At 37.5% G+C, this 20569-nt stretch carries 20 protein-coding genes; 13 read left to right on the plus strand and 7 right to left on the minus strand.

From position 1 onward, the window contains the following. The first annotated feature begins 308 nt into the window (after positions 1 to 308). The 8 genes from LACWKB8_RS00515 (at position 309) to coaA (ending at position 7917) form a co-directional block, all read left to right on the plus strand. Positions 309 to 1103: an enoyl-CoA hydratase-related protein gene (locus tag LACWKB8_RS00515; protein ID WP_038520686.1), complete on the plus strand. Its 795-nt coding sequence runs from the start codon at positions 309 to 311 to the stop codon at positions 1101 to 1103. Positions 1104 to 1171: 68 nt separating this feature from the next. Further along, positions 1172 to 2110 (plus strand): nitronate monooxygenase, encoded by a 939-nt coding sequence (locus LACWKB8_RS00520; protein ID WP_038520689.1) that lies wholly within the window; start codon positions 1172 to 1174, stop codon positions 2108 to 2110. Positions 2111 to 2152: 42 nt separating this feature from the next. Further along, positions 2153 to 2548: a MaoC family dehydratase gene (locus tag LACWKB8_RS00525; protein WP_223895917.1), complete on the plus strand. Its 396-nt coding sequence runs from the start codon at positions 2153 to 2155 to the stop codon at positions 2546 to 2548. Between the two features lie 308 nt (positions 2549 to 2856). Next, positions 2857 to 4428 (plus strand): acyl CoA:acetate/3-ketoacid CoA transferase, encoded by a 1572-nt coding sequence (locus tag LACWKB8_RS00530; RefSeq protein ID WP_038520695.1) that lies wholly within the window; start codon positions 2857 to 2859, stop codon positions 4426 to 4428. 114 nt (positions 4429 to 4542) lie between these two features. Further along, complete coding sequence (locus LACWKB8_RS00535) at positions 4543 to 5463, plus strand: LysR family transcriptional regulator (protein ID WP_038520698.1); 921 nt, start codon at positions 4543 to 4545, stop codon at positions 5461 to 5463. A gap of 13 nt (positions 5464 to 5476) precedes the next feature. Continuing rightward, on the plus strand, positions 5477 to 6268 hold the full coding sequence (locus LACWKB8_RS00540; RefSeq protein ID WP_038520701.1) for an alpha/beta fold hydrolase: 792 nt from the start codon (positions 5477 to 5479) through the stop codon (positions 6266 to 6268). A 122-nt stretch (positions 6269 to 6390) separates the two neighbouring features. Next, complete coding sequence (locus LACWKB8_RS00545; protein WP_038520704.1) at positions 6391 to 7002, plus strand: ECF transporter S component; 612 nt, start codon at positions 6391 to 6393, stop codon at positions 7000 to 7002. Between the two features lie 3 nt (positions 7003 to 7005). Beyond that, positions 7006 to 7917: a type I pantothenate kinase gene (gene coaA, locus LACWKB8_RS00550; RefSeq protein ID WP_038524850.1), complete on the plus strand. Its 912-nt coding sequence runs from the start codon at positions 7006 to 7008 to the stop codon at positions 7915 to 7917. Between the two features lie 27 nt (positions 7918 to 7944). Here the strand turns inward: coaA and LACWKB8_RS00555 are convergent, their stop codons facing one another. Beyond that, complete coding sequence (locus tag LACWKB8_RS00555; protein ID WP_038520706.1) at positions 7945 to 8766, minus strand: triphosphoribosyl-dephospho-CoA synthase; 822 nt, start codon at positions 8764 to 8766, stop codon at positions 7945 to 7947. A gap of 42 nt (positions 8767 to 8808) precedes the next feature. Next, on the minus strand, positions 8809 to 9723 hold the full coding sequence (locus LACWKB8_RS00560) for a LysR family transcriptional regulator (RefSeq protein ID WP_038520709.1): 915 nt from the start codon (positions 9721 to 9723) through the stop codon (positions 8809 to 8811). 415 nt (positions 9724 to 10138) lie between these two features. On the opposite strand from LACWKB8_RS00560, the gene LACWKB8_RS00565 reads away from it, so the two are divergent. From LACWKB8_RS00565 to LACWKB8_RS00585, 5 genes are all read left to right on the plus strand, one after another. Continuing rightward, positions 10139 to 11338, plus strand: coding sequence for an MFS transporter (locus LACWKB8_RS00565; protein ID WP_038520712.1), 1200 nt, complete (start codon positions 10139 to 10141; stop codon positions 11336 to 11338). Between the two features lie 21 nt (positions 11339 to 11359). Further along, positions 11360 to 13129 carry an FAD-dependent oxidoreductase gene (locus tag LACWKB8_RS00570; protein ID WP_038520714.1) on the plus strand — a complete coding sequence of 590 codons (1770 nt, stop codon included), beginning with the start codon at positions 11360 to 11362 and terminating at the stop codon, positions 13127 to 13129. A gap of 41 nt (positions 13130 to 13170) precedes the next feature. Continuing rightward, positions 13171 to 14085, plus strand: a complete 915-nt coding sequence (locus LACWKB8_RS00575) for a shikimate dehydrogenase (protein ID WP_038520716.1) — start codon at positions 13171 to 13173, stop codon at positions 14083 to 14085. Between the two features lie 15 nt (positions 14086 to 14100). After that, complete coding sequence (aroD, locus tag LACWKB8_RS00580) at positions 14101 to 14859, plus strand: type I 3-dehydroquinate dehydratase (protein WP_038520718.1); 759 nt, start codon at positions 14101 to 14103, stop codon at positions 14857 to 14859. 153 nt (positions 14860 to 15012) lie between these two features. Further along, positions 15013 to 16038 carry an alpha-L-fucosidase gene (locus LACWKB8_RS00585; RefSeq protein ID WP_038520722.1) on the plus strand — a complete coding sequence of 342 codons (1026 nt, stop codon included), beginning with the start codon at positions 15013 to 15015 and terminating at the stop codon, positions 16036 to 16038. 650 nt (positions 16039 to 16688) lie between these two features. Here the strand turns inward: LACWKB8_RS00585 and LACWKB8_RS00595 are convergent. The 5 genes from LACWKB8_RS00595 to LACWKB8_RS00615 all read right to left on the minus strand — a co-directional run bounded on the left by LACWKB8_RS00595 (position 16689) and on the right by LACWKB8_RS00615 (position 20453). Beyond that, positions 16689 to 16919 (minus strand): cytochrome b5 domain-containing protein, encoded by a 231-nt coding sequence (locus LACWKB8_RS00595; protein WP_034981697.1) that lies wholly within the window; start codon positions 16917 to 16919, stop codon positions 16689 to 16691. 70 nt (positions 16920 to 16989) lie between these two features. Further along, on the minus strand, positions 16990 to 17877 hold the full coding sequence (locus LACWKB8_RS00600) for a lysophospholipid acyltransferase family protein (RefSeq protein ID WP_038520724.1): 888 nt from the start codon (positions 17875 to 17877) through the stop codon (positions 16990 to 16992). After that, positions 17874 to 18821 carry a glycosyltransferase family 8 protein gene (locus LACWKB8_RS00605; protein WP_038520727.1) on the minus strand — a complete coding sequence of 316 codons (948 nt, stop codon included), beginning with the start codon at positions 18819 to 18821 and terminating at the stop codon, positions 17874 to 17876. The genes LACWKB8_RS00600 and LACWKB8_RS00605 overlap by 4 nt, the downstream gene beginning before the upstream one ends. 26 nt (positions 18822 to 18847) lie before the next feature. Beyond that, positions 18848 to 19678, minus strand: a complete 831-nt coding sequence (locus tag LACWKB8_RS00610) for a glycosyltransferase (RefSeq protein WP_038520730.1) — start codon at positions 19676 to 19678, stop codon at positions 18848 to 18850. A gap of 10 nt (positions 19679 to 19688) precedes the next feature. Then, positions 19689 to 20453, minus strand: coding sequence for a 1-acyl-sn-glycerol-3-phosphate acyltransferase (locus LACWKB8_RS00615; RefSeq protein WP_038520732.1), 765 nt, complete (start codon positions 20451 to 20453; stop codon positions 19689 to 19691). Between the last annotated feature and the right edge of the window lie 116 nt (positions 20454 to 20569).

A 20569-nucleotide genomic window follows, 5' to 3' on the forward strand; every position in this document is an offset into this window, starting at 1 on the left:
ACAAATAGCTGAATGACTATTAATACTGTTTGTTATCAGTAGCATTATTTTTAGTTATTGCCAGTGAAAAGGCTGAAGCATTAAGCCTTTAAAACTATTTCACAACACAATTTGTGCAAAATTTAACAAAAGTTATTTCTACCATAACTTTTTTTCAATGATGCTAAATCCCTGATTATTTAAGCTTTTACTACCAAATCCTGAAAAAAATAAAAAACAAGCCTAATTTGCTAATTGTTTCCGCTTACACAAGAATTGACCGTGAGAGCATAAAATGAGTTTGATGTTTTGAAAGGATCAAGGAAATTATGAGTTTTAATAAATATGATAACGTTTTGTTGGAAGCTGAAGATGGAATTGGCACATTGACCATTAACCGTCCTAAAGTTTTGAATGCTTTAAACTCTGAAACGCTGCAAGATATTGGGGATGCCTTAAGAGAGGTAAAAGCTCACCAAGATGAGATCAAAGTTTTGATAATCACAGGTGCTGGTCCCAGATCATTTGTTGCCGGTGCAGATATATCACAGATGCGCGACATGAACACACTGCAAGCACTTGAGTTATCAAAACTGGCACATAAGTCTTTTGGCGAAATTGAAGATTTACCTCAATTTACGATTGCTGCTGTCAATGGTTTTGCACTTGGTGGTGGCTGCGAGTTAGCTTCATCTTGCGATATGCGTGTTGGTTCTGCTAAAGCTAAGTTTGGTCAACCCGAAGTTGGCTTGGGCATTATTCCCGGCTTTGGTGGGACACAACGCCTGACACGCCTAGTAGGTCGCGGAAAAGCTAAGGAAATGATTGCAACTTCTACAATGATTTCTGCAGATGAAGCTTATCGCATCGGTCTACTTGATGAGTTAGTTGAGCCGGAAGAATTAATGAATAAAGCCCGTGAAATTGCCAAGCAGGTTATGAAGAATGGTCCTATTGCAGTTGCTCTAGCCAAATATTCTGTTGACCGGGGCGCAGATTTGCCACTTGATGTTGCTATTGACATGGAATCACAAATTTGGGCTGAAACTTTTGCTACTAAAGATCAAACAGAAGGAATGAGTGCCTTTGTTGATAAGAGAGATGCAAAATTCTCAGGTAAATAATTAATCACTCAAGCCTCCCTTTGCTTTATTAAATAAATTAAAAAATCAAATATTTTAAGGAGATTAATATGAATCGCGTTACAAAATTATTAGGTATTAAATATCCAGTTGTTCAAGGTGCCATGCAGGAAGTTGCTACAGCTGACTTAGCTGCTGCGGTTTCAAACGGCGGCGGCTTAGGCATTATTGCTGCCGGTGGAAAAACTCCGGATCAGGTTAGAGAAGCAATTAGAAAAGCCAAAAAACTTACTGATAAGCCTTTTGCTGTTAACTTGATGCTGATGGACAAGAATACTCCTAATGTTGTTAAGGTTTTAATTGAAGAAGGAGTAAAAATTGTTACTACTGGTGCTGGTACTCCAAAACCTTATATGACAGACTTAAAAGCTGCAGGTGTGAAAGTAATGCCTGTTATTCCAAATGTCAAAATTGCTAAGAAGATGGAAGAAATGGGCGCAGATGCAGTGATTGTTGAAGGTATGGAAGCCGGTGGCCACATTGGTAACACCACTTCAATGGTTTTATGGCCTCAAATCGCCGATGCAATTTCCATTCCTTTAATTGCTGCCGGTGGTATTGGTGATGGTCGTGGAGTTGTTGAAGCCTTTATTGCGGGAGCAGAAGGCGTGCAGTGCGGTACGATATTCTCCATTGCCAAGGAAAGCCCAGTCGGTGAAAATTGGCGTAAAGCCGTAATTGATGCAACAGATACTGGAACTGCAGTAGTAGGTACCTCTATTAAAGGTGGTGCTACTCGCGGGATTGCCAATGAAGAAGCTCTTAAGTTAACTGAACTTGAAAAAACTGGCGTTTCTCGCGATGATTTCAATGCTGCTATGAATAAGGCCCTTTATAAAGGCGTTCAAGAAGACGATCCTAAAGAAAGCTTCTTCATGTCTGGTGAAGTTGCCGGATTGATTAAAGAATCAAAACCGGCTGCTCAAATTGTGCAGGACCTTATGGATGATGCCCAAAGAGTCATTAAAAAAGGCGTAGAAATTTTATAGAAAGAATAAGAGGTAAGCATTATAGCTGAAGAAAAGTTAAGAATTGGGTTATCTGGCACTTTTACTAAGCAAGTTACAGATGAACTAGTTCAACAATTTGCTGAACTAAGCGGTGACCATAATCCAGTTCACATGGACGAAGAATTTGCCAAAAAGACCCAATTTAAGCATAGAATTGCGCACGGAATGATTACTGCTGCTTTTATTTCTACCTGTTTAGCAGAGCATATTCCGGGACAAGAAAGTTGTATTTATCTAGATCAAACCCTTAAGTTTGTCAAACCTGTGTACTTAAATGATGTGTTGACTGTCAAATGTACGATTACTGAATTTATTCCTAAAAAGAACTTCACTATTGTTGTGTATGATACTACTGTAACAAATCAAGATAATGTTGTTGTTACCAGTGGTCAAGCGCAATGTATGGCTACTAAGTAAAAAGAAATTTATGTGATAACAAACTACCTTGCACTAACTAGCATTTAACTAGTTTTGTGCAAGGTTTTTTTGATTAAAACCATAACTTAAAGTTATATAGACAGTGAAAATTATGTATTTCACAATCTATACTTGTAAGCGTTACCCTTATTGTGTCGGAACGATGTATGAATGACATAGTTCGGATAGTTATTGGTTTTAAAATTAATTTTTTGATTACATAAAGTGCTCTCATCAATCTAAATAAACTCATTTTATTAATTGTAATTGAATAAATTATTTTTTGACTCATTAGGAGGATTAATCTGATGGCAATTCAATTTATTAATAGTCAAAAAGCTGCCGAATTAATTCCAGATAATGCAGTAATTGCACTAGATGGGTTTTTAGGTACAGATACTCCAGAAGAAATTTTGGAATGCATGAGAGCACGTTATAAAAAAGAAGGACACCCTAAAGGACTGGATGTTTGGCACGCAGCCGGCATAGGCGACGGCAAAACTAAGGGGACAAATAATTTTGCGGAAAAAGGCTTTCTGCATCGTTTAGTTGGTGGACACTGGGCATTAGCACCAGAGTTGGAACCACTATCAGCTGCTAATGATTTTGAAGCTTTTAATTTCCCTCAAGGAGTTTTGTCACAAATATTTAGGGATGCGGCTGCACATAAGCCGGTTTTGATTACTAATGTAGGTTTAGGTACCTTCGTCGACCCTGAGGTTAGCGGCGGTAGATTAAATGATGCAGCTAAAAACGCTACATTGGTCAACAGGATCAATATTCACGGCAAAGATTATTTAGCTTATGAAGTACCAAAACCAAATGTTGCTCTTTTACGGGGCACATTTGCTGATGAGGATGGTAATATTACGTTCGATGATGAGCCGCTTACCCTAGTGGCAACAGCGATAGCCATGGCTGCTCATAATAATGGCGGCAAGGTTTTTGTTCAAGTTAAACGTGTGCTTAAGCGCGGTTCCATGAAGCCTAAAGATATCAGAATCCCAGGGATATTAGTTGATTATGTTGTAGAAGCTGATAGTGCTGAATGGACTAAGCAAACAACAGATACCCAGTATAACCCCGACTTTGTCAGCTCTGCTGTTATTAAAGCCGAAGATGAAATTAATATACCGCTAGATAGTAAAAAGGTTATAGCACGTAGAGCTGCTCTGCTCTTTAATGAAAAAACCGACCAGGTGGTTAATTTCGGTATTGGCCAGTATCCAGAAACCTGTTCGTTAGTCTTAAAAGAAGAAGGACTTTCCGATAATATCATGACTACCGTTGAGCCCGGTACTTTTGGCGGCACCCCACTTGGTGGTGGTGACTTCGGCGCTGCTATTTCCCCACAATCAATTATTGATGAGCCGTACATGTTTGACTTTTATGACGGCGGCGGGATTGATTTAACATTTTTGGGCTTGGCTGAAGCAGATGCCAAAGGTAATTTGAACGTTTCTAAATTTGGCCCTAAGATTGCTGGTACTGGCGGCTTTGTCGATATTACGCAAAATACTCCTAAAATTATCTTTACTGGTACTTTTACAGCTGCTGGGTTGAAAGAAGAAGTTAAAGACGGCAAGCTGCACATTATCCAAGAAGGTAAGGTCAAGAAGTTTGTTAAGGAAGTTCAACAAGTTACATTTTCAGGGAAAGTTGCTTCCGCTAACAAGCAAAAAGTATGGTATGTCACTGAACGTGCTGTCTTTGAATTAGCCGAAAATGGTTTGAAATTAATAGAGATCGCGCCCGGTGTTGATCTGCAAAAAGACGTTCTTGATCAAATGGAGTTCAAGCCGCTTATTAGTGATGATTTGAAAGAAATGGATTCTAGGATTTTCCAGGAACCGCTTATGAATATAAAAAATAATAATTAGTTTTATTAAGTTAAGCTAATAAAAGAAGCAGTATTTTAAATGGTTTAAGAAAAAATACATTTAATGCTGCTTTTTTTATAAATCTGAACGTGAATGAAAGTAGGAGAGCTTATCTTGGATATTAATCAGATTAAATACTTGCTTGCAGTGGTAGATAATAATTTTAACCTAACTAAAAGTGCGGAAATTTTGCATGTTTCTCAACCAGCAATTAGTAAATCAATTAAAGACATTGAATTTAGGAAGGGCATCAAGGTTTTCAAGCACAAAAAAGGCAGGATTATTGGACTCACCCGCTATGGCCAGGCTCTAGTAAATGAATCAAGAAAAGTTTATCAACAATACGTTGAAATGATGGAAAAACTAAATCGTTTTTCAGAAGAAAAGAATGGAATAGTAAAAATTGGCATAGCTCCAGTAATTAATTCTATTGTTTTTAATGACGCCTTGATTTCATTTATTAATTCTAATCCTGGGATTGAGCTTAAATTGGTTGAATGTGGGGCATATAGTTTGCAAAAGATGCTCGTACTAGGGGATATAGACTTAGCTGTAATTGTTTCCCCCGCTACAATTGAGGGCATCTATGAAAATTTGATTTATGAAAGCAGCGTTCGCGTGTGGTTTAATGCTAATCATCGTTTTAATCAAACCAGCGCCAAGGTAATTCCGTTTACTGAAATCGAAAAAGAGAAGATTGTGACTTTAACTGATAGTTTTATGGTTACTTTCCAATTGAATAAAAGATTCAGAGGGGACCGCAAGAGACCTAATTACTTTTTACAAACCGTTTCTTGGGATCTGGTGTTAAACCTGGTACAAAGAGATGCAAATTTGGTGGGCATTTTGGCTGCCCCAATTGGACAAAATTATAGTGACAAGGAAATCAAAAGTAAGGAAATGGAACCAGCTTTTCCGTGGCGGATTTCCCTTTGTAACACCAGCACGTCTATTGAGAGTCCAGCGGTTGATTACACTAAAAATTGGTTTTTGAAATATTTTTCCAAGTATAAAAAAATTTCTATTGAAGGCTAGAAGGAATTAAAAAATGTTGATGCAAATTGCTAATAGGAAAATTTATTATGAAGTGACGGGAAAAGGTCAGGCAGTGGTCTTTTGTCATGGCTTTGGCGGTAATCACGTGGTATGGGCTGGGCAAGTGCCTTACTTAACCCAACACGGCTACCAAGTAATTACTTTCGACTTGGCTGGGCACGGCAGTTCAGAAGGACCTGCAGTAAGCACCATGGCAGAGCTTGCAGATGAAGCTGCCGAATTAATTACCAGATTGAATTTAAAAGACATAATTTTAATCGGGCACTCAATGGGAGCAGGTTTAGTGTGGGCAATTTTAAAATATCATCCCGAATTGAAGATAGCTAAGATCATTACAATTGATCAAACACCCAAAATGCTGAATGACGAAAAATGGCATTATGGCTGGGCTCACGGCCAGTTAGAATTAACGCGGCATAATTTTAAAGAGGTATTATCCCATTATGATCATATTAAAGAAACGCTAAATGGGATTGATAGCCAGGTTTGGTCTGAACTATATCCGTTTAAACAACAGCATCCCTTTAAGCGCGAGAAAAATATGCCACTGCTTTTTGATCATGTTCAAAAAGATTGGCGTCAAACTGTTTATAGTATCGATTTTCCGGCGCTATCAATCAGTTCAACTAAAAGTCCATACTTTAGGATCGGCTACGTGAATGAAATGCAAAAGCACAATCAACACATTGAAATCAACACTGTTACTGATGCCGGTCATGACATAATGGCTGAAAAACCGGCAGAATTTAATCATTTGCTGGGCAAATTTTTAGGGATTGAATAGCATGCCCCCAATAGTAATTTGCTACAGACGTCATTAAAAAAGTGGATGTTCAATAATAGCAGATGCCATTATTGGCAGACTGAATAATGATAAATATGACAAAGACAATATGGAGTAAAAGTATGAAAAGAGATAATACAGTTAAATTAGCAGTCACTGCTGTGTTTATGGCGATATTGATTTTACAAACCTTTGTACCTAATATTGGCTACATCCGTATTTTGCCAGCGATTCCGGCTATTACTACCATTCCGTTAACTGTTGCTATTTATGGTAGTTTACTTAATCCTTGTTATGGTACAGTTTTTGGCCTATTTTGGGGTTTGACCAGATTAGTGGTGGCGTACACACAGCCGGGAGATATGGTTAGTCTCTTGCTGTTTCGCAATCCGGTAATTTCTTTAGTACCAAGCATCTTGGCCGGACTTTTCCCTAGTCTGATTACCAAATATTTTCAGCAAAAGAATTTACCGGTCAAAAAGTGGGTTTATGTATTAAACGGGGCTGTAACATCTTTGACCAACACGGGACTGGTCATTACTTTAGCCAGCTTATTCTTTATGCGAAATCCGCAAATATTGCTCTCAAATATCGGCAATTTCACGGCAGGGATGCCATTATTTATAGTTTTACTTGTTTCGCTGGGAATGAATGGTTTAGTCGAAGCGATTTTTACTGCAATAGTCACACCTATAGTTGTTGTGCCTTTGCACTATATAATGAAAAGAGCATAGATGATGAAGAACTTTACTAAAATTTCACGGCAGGATTGGTCCCAGGCAAAGAGTGAGACCAGCAAAATCAGCAAAAATGAGTTAAAAGAACTCACTTCATTAGGCGATATTGTCGACTCCAGCGATGTTAACGAAATTTATGCTCCCTTGGTGCATTACTTGTACCTGTTTGTGCATAACGAACAATTGCTGCTGCAATCAATGAACCATTTTATTGGGGCCAATAATGTTAATAAACCCTTTATTATTGGTATTTCTGGTCCAGTTGCCGTCGGGAAATCCACAGTATCGCGCCTGTTAAAAGTCTTGCTTGAACGCCTTTATCCTAAATTGACAGTACAACTGATGACGACAGACGGCTTTTTATATCCTAATCGTGAATTAAAGCAAAAAAGACTAATGGATAGTAAAGGCTTTCCCGAATCTTACAATATGAAACTGCTAGCAGATTTTTTATCAGATGTAGCCAGTGGCCAAAAAGAAGTGTTTTATCCGTTATATTCACACGAACTGTCAGATATTGTTCCTGGCGGTTACGGCAAGATTACTAATCCTAATATTTTAATTATTGAAGGGATAAATACCCTGCAAATTCCACCTAATAAAATGATTGCGACAAGTGATTTTTTTAATTTTTCGATTTATATTGATGCAAATGAACAACTGATCAGAACGTGGTTCTTGCAACGTTTTGTTCATCTGTTGGTCATGAACCAAAATAATCCTGCCAGTTTTTATTATTCTTGGGCAAACGGACCAAAAAGACGGGCTGTCGAAATGGCGGAAAGGGTCTGGCAAACCGTTAACTTAGTTAACCTGCGTGAATTTATCGCGCCTACTAAGTCAAGGGCCAATGTTATTTTGCATAAAACAGCCGGTCATGAGATCAACTATGTGTATTTACGCAATTATTAAAAAAGAAGAAGGCAGCGCCTTCTTTTTTTATATGTATCCTCTTTGAAGAGCTACAAAAATGGTAACAATCAGTAAATCGGCACAACCGCCCAGACTATAATTGTGTGTTAAACAATCTTGGCATAATTTTTGCAGTTGCTTTCTTCCAGCCAAAGTCTGATAGCCGCCTAAAGCTAAGTATTTTGTTGCACCTTGGTGCAGCCATTTAATCACGCTATAATTGCCAGCTCGTTTAATCAAATTGCTATCAACACTTACTGCAGCTATTTTAATTAGTGTGTCAATGAGTCTTGCTTGTAGTGTCCCCCTACTGTTTTTTAAGAAAGGCAAAGCAACTTCTCTGACTACAGGATAACCTTTTTCAGCTTGTGCGCGTGCTCCGCCTATTTGATATTGTATAAATTCTTTTTCTCCGGCTGTTTGCAGCTGGTTATTTTCCACCAGATCATGGTGGACAAGGCCGCGGCACATCTGGGTAATAGTGAGAAATAATTCGGTGTTATTAACTGTAGAATAACTTTCGGCACAAGCACAGATCCCTAAGGCAAATATTGCTCCTTTATGAGTATTGACACCATGAGTAGCAGTAAACATTTCTTTTTCAGCGATGATGCCTCTTTTGCGCAATTGCTGAAACATTTTGGTTAAATCAGGAGCTGAAAAATTTTGCCCAATTTGAACAGCGGCAGCAAAATATGGTTCTAAACTTAAGCTGCTGTCAATAAAAGTGTAAATATCCATATCTGGATGCGGGCCGGAACTTGCAGGATTTACCAAACCCGGCTTTGGTTCGGTTACGACTTCATATAAAAGAGCACGTATGGCGTTTGTGGTAATTGAATTAGTCATAGTTATCCGTTTTCTCCATTAGTTGCGTTACTTTCGGTAATTTTAATTGACAGGAATATTATCAACAATTTTTTGAATATCTGGTCTATGGCTTTTAAGAAAGTCAATAAAATCAACAATTCCCGGTGAAAAATTCTGATTGGAGTCGTAAACTAAATAAACCTGACGAGTATTTTTAGGTAAGTCCAGTTTGATAATGTGAATATCGAAACCGCTCAAATAAATAGTTTTGGCAACGATGCCGACAATATCATTGGTCAACACTTGTCCCGCAATCGCCAATTCATCATGCAGTCTATTTGTGATACTCAGATCAGATGCGGTTGCCAGTAGAGCATTGGTGATGTCTTTACCAATCTGAATTTTTTTAGAATAAGTAATAATTGGCTCACCTTGTAATTCTGCGGGAGAAATTTCATTTATTTTGGCCAGGTTGTTTTCCTTTGAAACGATAGCAACAATTTCCTCGGTGTAAAGGGGAATGTAAGTAAAATAACTAAATTCAGGTACAAATGAAGAAATTCCAATATCATACCAACCATTTTTAATGCCTTCGCAAATCTGATATGAGGGATTATCGTGGTAGATGAAATGCGGGGAAATATTGCTTTCTTGTTGGAACTGCTTAGTTAAGTGGGGCAAAATAGTCCCAATTGCTGTGGGGATGCCGGCAATATGGATGTTGCCTTGATCTTGACTGATACGCTGTTCAATCTTCTTTTTACCACTATCTAAAATATTCAGTGATTTGGTCACAGTATCATAAAAAATGCGCCCATATTCAGTTAATTGCACGTAGCGTCCATTATGCTTAAACAATTTGCAGTGCAGTTCATTTTCCAATTGTTTAATCGATATTGATAGAGTCGGTTGACTGATAAACAAGTTTTCTGCTGCTTTAGTGTATTGCTTTTGATCTGCCAATTCACAAAAATAGTAGAGTTGATTTAGATTCATGATCTTACCTCAAAAAGTATTTTTATATTTAATACTTATATTAAAAAACACTATACTCATTTTTGTAAAGCCCTTACAAGATTTATTTATATTATTATTGCTAAAATTAATATTCCTAGCTTATTGTTGATTGCTCTATTTAGTAGTTGTTGTTCCGGACAAAGGGGATTTAAAAAACTAGCAACTTTCTTTGCGTTAACAAATAACTTTAAACGGCCTTGGCAATACGGATATACAATTTACTATTGTGAGATACCTGATAAGTATCTGTTTAACAAGACAATAGAGGGTACAAATGCTGCTAATTATAGTTATTTTTTATAATTTAGCAATCAGAAATAATTATTCATATCCGTTTTAATAAGATATATTTATTTCTGAAATATTAGCAGTCTTAATTTTGAAAGGTAAAGCTATGAAAAAAGGTAAAAGTTATAGTGGTGTTGCCGCTTCTGTTTATATCCATTTTGCAGTTGTGGGAGCAGCTACCTTATTTATTAGTCAATATAGGGAAATATTGGCCCATTCTTGGAATGCTACTGAAACCCAAGTCTCGCTTGTAATTGCAATGGTGGGCTTGGGTAGAATTTTTACAATTCTATTTGCTGGTGCTATTTCAGATAAGATTGGTCGCAAAAGGACTTTGTTAATTGCATTGTTAAGTGACGCAATCTTTCTTCTTGGTGCTGTTTTTGCCAATAATATTTGGGTAGCCGGTTTAGCGGCAATGGTTTTCGGTGCAACCAATTCATTTGGCGATACTGCGGGTTATCCTGCACTTGCAGATGCTTTTCCGGATAAAACAGCTACAATGAACTCGTTTGTTAAAGCTGCAATGCAAGTAATGCAAATGGTATTTCCATTTTGCGTGAAAATAATTAAAAACCCCAAGATTACAGCGTTAATACTAGTCATTATTATTTTACTGGATGTTGTATTTACAATGAAGACGGCTTTTGCCCCACAAGCTGAAGCAAAAGCCGCACCTGCAACAGAGAAAAAACAAGAGACTGGTGTTAGTGAGCAGAATCAGCCTAAGTTAGCCGTTGATGGCCTGATGATTATTGGTTTAGGCTTTACGCTTTGCTTTACATTCTATATTTTTTCTCTTTATGCTCCTTACTACGGGCAGTATGTGTTAAATGAGCCTGCTGCTAACGCCAATCAGCTTGTATCATGGTATTCGATTGCTTCCTTAATATCTGTGTTTGTGACATCAGCTTTAGTTACTAAGGTAAAAAGATTGAATTTAATTATGGTATATTCGGCAATCACTGCTCTTGGTCTACTATTTATGGTCTTAAAGCCGTCCCTGTTAGCCGGTGAAATAGGTGCTTTGGCTGTCGGTTTCTTTACTGCAGGAGGAGTATGGCAGGTTGGACTTTCTGTTTTGACTTCTTATTTCCCCCAAAGTCACGGAAAAATTACTTCATACTACAGTTTTGCTCCAGCCGTAGTTTACTTTGTGGCACCGCTTGTAGCTGCATTTGTATTAAAGGCTAACGCTACAAGTACACTAATGGTATTTTGGATAACTACAGTCATAACAATCATTTCGGTAGTTCTATGTGTTGTCTTAATTAGTCGTAGTAAAAATTTCAACATCAAAAATTAATGTAAAACGGAAGGTGGAGTTATGTCAGAAAAAACAATTAAAGCAACAGCAGAGGGCAGAAATGGTCAGATCGATTTTGATATTAAAGTTGAAAATAACCAAATTGCCGATATTAATGTAACCAAAACTGCAGAAACCCCAGGTATCTTCAACCAGGTTGTGGGTAAATTAAAAAAGAATATTATTAATAATCAAAGTTTCGCTGTTGACGCTATTTCCGGTGCTTCCATTATGACGCAAGCCATGCTTGACTCTGGGAAGAAGGCCTTAAAAGAAAATGGTGTAAATATTGTTGCTAAACCTAGTGATCAGTCACATCAAGATGTAACTTATGATGTAGATGTAGCAGTAATTGGTTCAGGGATGGCTGGCTTAATGGCTGCCTCTCGGGCATTATCAATGGGTAAAAATGTTCTTTTACTTGAAAAAAATGGTTATCTCGGTGGGGCTACAATTTTAAATGGCTCAAACGTAGTTGGTACCGGTTCAAAATTAGCAGCTACTTTATTTGGTGAGGAAGCCCAAAAAGATTCTCCGCAGCTTTTAGTTCAAGATATTGCCCGTGAATGCCGGGGGACAAATTATCCCTTACTTTCAAACTTACTGGCGCAAAATATTGGTAAAGCAGTTGATTTTATTACTGAATTTGCGGACCTAACCTATCAAAAGGCCGAAACACAAACTATTGAGCATTCTGTTGATCGCCAAATTGAAATGCCCACAGAAAGTTCTTATGAAGTAGTTTCTAAAGTGGCAAATGCCTTTACCAAAAAGGGTGGCAAAATTTTACTTGAAACTCGGGTGGAACAACTTAATAAAAATAAACAGGGCCAGCTTGTCTCATTAGTTGCTGAAGGCAAACATGAAACTGTTACCGTAAACTTTAAGTCCTTAGTTATGGCAGCTGGTGGCTGGGGTGCCCGTGATTACCTTAAACATAAGACTAATATTCCTTATTACGGCCCGATGACTTCTACTGGTGATTATTTTGATTTTGCTAAAAATATGAATTTGGCTTCCCGCAATCTTGACTGGTATAAAGTTTACCCCCATGGTTTAGAAGTTGAACCTGGTATCGCCAAACTAACTACCTATTCAACAAAAGAAGCTACAGACATGGGTGCTATTTTTGTCAATACCAGTGGTAAGCGAATTGTAAATGAATCTGCCCCATACACTCACTTTAGGGATGCTATTGCTGAGCAAAAGGATAAAATTGCCTTTGTAGTAATGGATGAGAGAACTTGGAACAGATTTTATGAATTGCTGCTTAAATATGGTTTTAGCAAAGACGAAGTGCAAGGTTTCTTCGATCTTGATGGCAAGAGGAGTCCGATTTTAGTTAGCGGAGACTTAAAGACAGTGGCTCAAAAAGCCGGCATTGATTATGAAAACCTAAAGAAGACTTTAACTGACTATGATAAATACGTTGCCTCAGGTAATGATCCTGAGTTTGGTCGTCCTTCCCAGTTTATGCATAAATATGAAGGCGATACCTACTTTGTGATTGAGCAGAAATTACGTTTTTGTACTACCCTTGGTGGCTATGAAACTAATCAGCGTATGCAACTTTTAAACCAAGACTTTAAAGCACTAGATAATTTCTATGCCGCTGGTGAGATTGTTGGCGGTGCTAATGGTCATGATTCAATGCCAAGTATGATGAATTCTTGGTCTTATGCTTCAGGTTTTGTTGCCGGAACAGAGGCTGCTGATAATGCTAATTATCAAAAACTGACCACGACTTCACCTGCTTCAACCGATGCAGTGTCTGGTGCTTCTAAAAATTAACGTAGATTAATTATTTTTAATTTTAATAAAGGAGAAAAATGATGACTAATAAAATTACTGGTGTTAATGGTCCTATTACTGGTTGGCTCGATGGTCATACCTACTTAATTGGGTTGATGGCTTATCCTATTCGGCATTCAATGTCACCGACAATGCACAATAATGCGTTTGCTAAGCTGGGCTTGAATTACACCTATCTTTGTTTTGAAGTTGGCAACGATAAATTAAAGGGCGCAGTTGACGCCATTCGCACGTTAGATATGCGTGGTTCCAACGTTTCGATGCCTAATAAAAAAGAGGTCATTCAATACCTCGATAAATTATCACCTGCTTCTAAAATGTGTGATGCTGTTAATACTATTGTGAACGATCATGGCGTTTTGACAGGCTACACCACTGATGGTATCGGTTTTGTGCAATCACTTAAAGATGAAGGCTTTGATATTAAAGGTAAGATTATGACTTTAACGGGTGCTGGTGGTGCTGCAACACCGATAGCGGTTCAGTCAGCTTTAGATGGTGCTAAGGAAATTAGAATGTTTAACATTAGAGATAAAAATTGGCCTCAAGCTGAAAAGACTGTTAAAACTATTCGTGAAAACACTGACTGCAAGGTTTCTCTTACTGAATTATCTGATCAGGAAGCATTTAAACAATCAATTGGAGAAAGTGATATTTACTGTGATGCAACCAGCATCGGAATGAAGCCGTTTGAAGATAAGACGTTAGTTTCAGATCCATCATGGTTCCATCAGGATATGGTGGTGTTTGACACGGTTTACTCTCCTAGAACTACTAAGTTAATGAGAGTGGCACAAGAGGCCGGAGTTAAGCATGTCTATGACGGTATCGGCATGATGATTGATCAAGGAGCAGCATCATTTAAGCTGTGGACAGGTAAAGAGATGCCAACCGATTATATTCGTGAGATTATATTTTCAGACGACAACGATTAGTTGAGGGATTGACTAATGGCTACTGTAAAGATTAGAAATACTGTTTTAGGAGCAGGACTGCCCAAAATTGCCGTCCCTAATGTCGGAACAACCGCAGAAGAAATTTTGACTGCAGCTGAAAAGATTAAGTCTGCCAAACCTGATTTAATGGAGTGGCGTATTGATTATTATGCTGCAGGAGTTAATGACTTTGACAAGCTAAATACTACTGCCAAAAAATTGCGGCAGGAAGTGGGCGAGCTGCCTATTTTGGTCACATTTCGCACTAAAAATGAAGGTGGAGTTTGCAGTCTGGATGAAGACCAATATTTAAATTTAATAGAATATGTCATTACTAATAGACTTGGTGATGCTGTTGATATTGAACTTTTCCACACTGAAAAAAGAGTAAAATCTTTAGTGAACTTAGCTCATGACTACAATGTCGTAGTAATTATGAGTAATCACGACTTTGAAAAGGTGCCAGCTAAAGACGTAATTGAATTTCGTTTACGAAAAATGGCTCAACTTGGTGCAGATGTCCCTAAGTTAGCCTGCATGCCTCATAGCGCTGCAGATGTTTTAACTCTTTTAGCAGCAACGACAGAAATGAATGCAGAAATTTCTAATCCCTTGATTACTATGGCTATGGGCGATATTGGTAAAGTTACCAGAATAGCCGGTCAAGTTTTCGGTTCTAGTTTGTCCTTTGGGGCAGTGGGTCAAACCTCCGCACCGGGTCAACTATCGATTGCAGACTTACGTAATGCAGAAAATTACTTAGCTTTATCGTAAAATTTCTTAAAATAAGAGGTATTTTTGAGTTAGCTTTAAATATTAAGGCTAACTCTTTTTTAGTTAAAACCAAATTTATGTGCAAAATAAGTGTTAAACTTTTTAATAATAATATTAAGTATTTTCAGGGTAACTTTAGTATTGGAGAAATGTATGACTGCAAACGAGAACATTGAGTGGTTTAAAAACGCTCAGTACGGCATGATGATCCATTGGGGGTTATATTCGCTTCTGGCCGGAGAATATCAAGGCAAAGCAGCAGGTGTATATGCCGAATGGATTCAGTCTAAATTGCAAATACCTAATGCCAAATACAGCCAGCTTGCTGAGGCGTTTAATCCAATATATTTTGATGCTGATCAGATTGTAGCTTTTGCCAAAAGCTGTGGTATGAAATATCTAGTCGTTACAACTAAACACCATGATGGTTTTGCTATGTACCACTCACAAGTAGATCCCTATAATGTTTATGACGCAACACCATTTCATAGGGATGTCATCGGTGAACTTGCAACAGCTTGCGCAAAAAATGGTTTAAAGCTGGGACTATATTACTCTCAAGACTTAGACTGGCATGAACCTAACGGTGGCGGATATCTGTCTAATACTATTGAATCAGCTGGATCAACTTGGGATAATAGCTGGGATTTTCCGCAGAAAAATAAAAACTTTGCGCAATGTTTTTCTGCTAAAATCTTACCCCAAATTAAAGAGATAATGAGTAATTACGGCGAAATAGCCACGGCTTGGTTTGATGTACCAATGACGCTGACAAAAGCGCAGAGTCAAGAAATTTATGATACTGTGAAAAAATTGCAGCCAAATTGTTTAATTAATTCACGACTGGGTAATGGTAAATATGATTATGTTTCACTGGGCGATAATGAAGTCCCCAGTACAAAAGAAGAAAGTAAGGGCAATACTGATTATAATTCACTTACTGGATTTAAGCCCTCTAAGTATGGTTTATATGAAACAGCGGGTACAATTAATGACTCTTGGGGCTTTTCTTACCGCGATCAAAACTGGAAAGCGCCTATGACAATTGCTCATTACCGCAAGCATTTAAATAGTCTGGGAATCAATTACCTTCTAAACGTTGGACTTGATGGTCTGGGTAGAATTCCTGTGCCAGCCCAAGAAAATATCAAGGCGGCAGCAAAATTGTTTGCAAAATAATAAAAAGGCGCATCGTAATTCGATGCGCCTTAATTAATGAAAGTAATTCTAATCAAAACATTAGCTGAATAAATTTCCTTTGATTTCATCAAAATTATAGTGCTTTGACTTTTCAGCTTTTTTAATTTTGTTTACCAGCTCAAGAGCAGTAGTAAATTCATCATATTCTTCGATATCTATGAGTGCAAATTTGCCCTAGCCATTTTTGGTGAGAAAAACAGGATTATCTTTTCTAACTTTATCAAGGACTTTATTGTAATTTCTTAATGCTGAAACGGGTTGGATTTGTAACATGAGCGTCACTCCCTTAGACAAAAATTGTACATTATTTAACTAAAAATTTACAGCATAATAATGAACAGAGTTAATAAACGCCAATTTTTTAAGTTTTTCATTACTGTCTGATATTAGACTAATTAGTCGTTAGACAAAGGATTTTTTGAAACTAGAATAAGATTCCTTACATAAATCACGTTAATAACATATTTTCTGTGGATGATGTGCCCAATTGATATTTAAAAGAAACTATTTTATTGGTATATGAGTGTATAACGACCAGAATTTATTAGAAAAAGACTTAGAAAAGTAGTTTATTCATCAAAAAAGCAGGCATACAAATATATACCTGCTTTTTTAACTATTTATGTTAATTAATCTTCATAAGTACCGACTTTTTTCAGGTTACCCAAGACACTTTCACCGTGAGGTGATTGTCCTATTGCTACAGTCAAGTCGCGTCCTGCTAGGTTACCATGGTGTTCACCATCAGTCCAGTGCGGATTACCAGTAACATCATATACGACGCCTTTGATTGCTACATAGGCTGGATTACCATTTTTACCATCGTATTTTGCTAAAGATTCTTTTGTAAATTTTTCCATTGGAATTATCCCCTTTCCAAATACACTTACTATTTGTCACCTACATTATAAGCTCAAAAAATGAGCAAGTCTAATTTTTATTTTGTTCTTTTTGATAATTAAAACGCCAGCCAGCAATATCCCACGGGGTAAAAGTTAAATCTAACTTACGTTGGTAAGCCTTTTCATAAGCTGCAACTTTTTGTTGATAGTCGCGTTTCATCATTAGCTTGGAATTTTCATTAGCAGTTAGTTTAACGTCGGGGAAAATCGGCGGTAAAACATGGACTACATATTTGGTTTGGTAAAAGTTGGGGTGGTTTTTTTCTATTTTTGCAGTTGATTGTATTTCAATAAAAGTTGAGATCACTGGTACGTTTTGCTTAGCAGCAAAATAGTAAGCACCACGCTTTAATTCCCGGGGCTTACGGTAGTTCCACCACATTTCCTGTTCTGGAAAAATCAAAACCCAGCTGTTTTGCTCTAACGCATCATGCAGATGACGAGGAAATTCCGTACCCACATAGCTTGGAACTTGAATTAGGGGAATAGTGCCAACGTAGTTCATTAAGTAGCATAAAATTCCGGGTAATTTCAAGTTAGTATCTTCAATTGCAATTGTTAAAGAATGATGTGTTTTATTTGCCAGGTGCTTGATAGGCAGCGAATCAATTTGGTTAAAATGATTGGCAGTTATAATTGCTCCACCTTGGGGCAAATTAGCCAGATTTTCCAGACCGGTGAACGTAGTAGATGAAGTTAAAAAATGGGTCAGGCTATTAAAGAATAAGTGGCCAATCCGGTCATTTACCTTGCCTTTAATGGTTTTTTGCTCTTGCCAAAAATTGTTGACTAGATCTTTACTTTCATTCAGAGATAAAACTGGATCACCGACTTCAACTTTTGCATTCCAGTTACCGTTTTTTACGGCGTTTTCAATGTTGTGGATAACTTGTTCACGATTGTCACCAATAATCATAAACTGACAGGTCCTTGCTTTTTCACATTTGCCCAGTTATGAGGGTCATTAATAGTTTTATCTTCTTTAGCCAGCATGTGATCTAACTTATGCCGATCTTCATCACGCTGCTGATCAGTGTAATTATTGAGCTCGCTTAAGAGTTCTTCATAAAACTTGGTTTCTTTTGCACTGTTCCAGAAATACTTTTCGTATTGAATGTTCTTGAAGTGCCAAGGCTTAAAGAAAAGGTTGTAGTGAATTAAGCTGGGATTTGCCAGGGGTTCGGTATTGTCATTTGGCATCGCGTCCCATTTAGGGTCAAGATGCAGTATTCTTTTATCCCCAATTTCATTTAAGTAGTCTTGATCAGGAGCGATGCAGTCAAAATGATATTTGGTCAGCAGGTGCATAAAGTGATCAATAAAGTGCTCGTCGCGAAAAGCTTTGCAGTTTAAAACCAACATTCCAGAATTAATGTACTTCTTGGGATCTAAAACCAGTACATTTTTGATGTAAGCAACCATTTTTGCTACGTATTGAATTGAAGAATCTGTACAGGCAGCAAACAAATGATTGCCAAGTTCAGTATCATATAATTTACCAATATCATCATTAACGACAGTGTCGCTGTCAATATAAATAGCTTTATCATATTGCGGGAAAAGATCAGGAATGAATAAGCGGTAAAAAATTGACATAGTAAAGAAATCAGCCCGCAGGAAGTTTTCAGTCCGATTTTGAATGGGCGCAACTATTTCATCATTAATTTTAAAAAACTTAACGTGAACGTTAGCAGCACCTAATGCCTGCAAGTCTTGTTTATGCTGCTCAGATAAATCCTGACTTAAAAAGTAGACGGTGTAATCTTTAGTTTTAGCAGCATTTTGCACTAAAGAATTAAGTGATACAGCTGCATATTGAGTAAAGTCATCACTGATAGCATAAAAAACTGGAATTGTCATATATTATTTTTCTCCAAACATTATTTTTATAAATTGCTTTTCACATTGAGATAGTAAGTCAGAATGTCGTCATATTCATGTAATTTTAATACTTCGTGTACTCTTGTCACATCCCAGGGCTTCACTGTTAATGTGTGAAAAACGGGCAGGAAGCGAAAACTCGTGGTAAAGTGTTGAATTACAGTGTCTGACTGCAATTTATACTGTTCATTATAACGCCGGGGCGCGATTTTCTTTTTTCTAGCATACCGATTGAGTGCAGTTTGATCCGGCATTAAAACGGTTCTGGTCTGTAACAGACGCCTGATTTTGGTAAATAGCTTAGTTTTCCTGATTTCAGGCAAATTAAGCAGCAATACGCCTGAATTGACATAGTCAAAAATTTTGTGTTCATGAAAATTGTGGAAAAAGTACCGTCCCCAATAATCAAGGACACCCGCAAATTCAAAACCGGATAAATCTTGCTCATAAAAGTTGACCAAACTGCGCCTGATAATCACATCAGCGTCAAGATAAAGTATTTTGTTTGGCAATTGAGGAATTTCATCCGCAAATAATCTCAGCATCGCATAAGGGGTAAAGTGTGTGCTCATGTTGGCTATTAATGGTTCTCTGACAAATAAGCCGGTACAGTCCATTAATTTTAAAGTGCTATGAGGATTTTGCTTTACCAAAAGAGATTTTAAATAGTCCGCTGCGTGTTTGCTAAAGGGCTTAAACTTTTTATGAAAACTTTGCGTGTACATCGTTAGAATGTAAATGTGGAGTTCTTCTGCGCCGCTGTTTTTTAATAAAGAAAGAGTGGCGATAAGAATGCCATCTTCGGCGTTATGATCACCGCAAAAAAGAATATTCATTTAGAACTCCTTAATTTATTTTTTGATAAGTGCAATACTCGTAATCGCTCAAAAGAGCGCGTTCTTGCATTGCTTGGTAGATTTGGCTGTGCAGCTTTTTTTGCGCCTGTTTTTTATTAAGGCTTGTATCTGGATAAAAAGGACCGTCTATGTAAACTGTCATTTTTGGCTTTGTACCTCTTTTTGGCTTGGAATAAGTAGTTGTCATGGCAAAGCTGGGAGCAGCTAACATAACAGGAAAGTGCATGCTGGTGGCAGGAAAAGGCCTAATTTTAGTGTAATAAGGCCAAACATGAGCTTCAGGGTAAATAACAACTACTTTTTTAGCTTTAATGACGGCAGTGACAGCTTTAATCAGTTTACCAGATTGGTTTAGGTTCTGACCCACTGGCAGCCCAAAATAGGGCAAAACCAACTTGCCTAAAATTGGAAGACTCCAGTTTGCTTGTGAACCGATAGCATAATAATCTGAGGCAGAAATAATGCTGAGTGGCAAAACGACATCACCAAAGGCTTGTGTATGGTTGCCATATATAAAATAGCCTTGATCCCTTAGCAGCGATAATTTGCTTTTGCCGACAATGCGTACCCGCAGAATTAAACGAATATAGATAATACTGATTAAATGAGCAAGAAAACGCACAATTTTGGACCAAATTCTGCCACCAAGTGAGTGAGGAAAGATAGTGTAATTCTCAGGCAAATGATATTCTTGGCTCTTAGTGACCACTACATCATCAGTTAAATGCTGGTAGTAGTATTTATGTTTACCCATGAAACCCTTCTTTCAATACAGTCATTAAGTAATTCTATCATGAATTATACCAGATTAAAAAGGGGGCCAAAGGCTTCTAAAAAAGAGCTAAATTAAATATAAAAATATTTTCATAT

This window comes from Lactobacillus sp. wkB8 (genome assembly GCF_000761135.1).
Lineage (GTDB): Bacteria > Bacillota > Bacilli > Lactobacillales > Lactobacillaceae > Lactobacillus > Lactobacillus helsingborgensis.